This window comes from Ochrobactrum sp. SFR4, from assembly GCF_019730395.1.
GTDB lineage: Bacteria > Pseudomonadota > Alphaproteobacteria > Rhizobiales > Rhizobiaceae > Pseudochrobactrum.
In genome coordinates this window covers 1-357 of record NZ_JAAPBB010000374.1, presented here as the reverse complement: position 1 = coordinate 357, position 357 = coordinate 1, and the positions used below count along the sequence as shown (strand labels likewise).

General features: G+C 55.5%; 1 pseudogene. It reads right to left on the bottom strand.

The window, feature by feature from the left end:
* A pseudogene (locus HBA93_RS19430) lies at nt 1-357 on the bottom strand (hypothetical protein); the annotation flags it as partial.

Here is a 357-nt window from a genome sequence, read left to right as displayed (position 1 = left end):
AGGTGGCAACATGCCTTTGCAGCGTTTCAAGCTGCGACTTCGGCGCCCACGCCGAAAAAGAGCAGCGCCAGCGCACAACGGTATCATCTGCCCCATCATCCTGCCGCAGCTTGTCAAACGCGCGCTTGATGCGCCCGTTTGGAATGCGGGCAGTCCACGTCATCATGTTGGTGTAGGTTTCCTTGAAAACCTGCCCCTGAAATCCGCCTGAATCAATCAGCATCGACATGCGCCACGAAATGCGCTGATCGCTGTCGAGAATTCGCCTGATCAGGTCATTGAACTGAACGACGACTTCAGGTCCGAGCGTAATATCGAAGCCGGAAAAGATCGTGTCGCCAAGCTGGACGGTTGTCT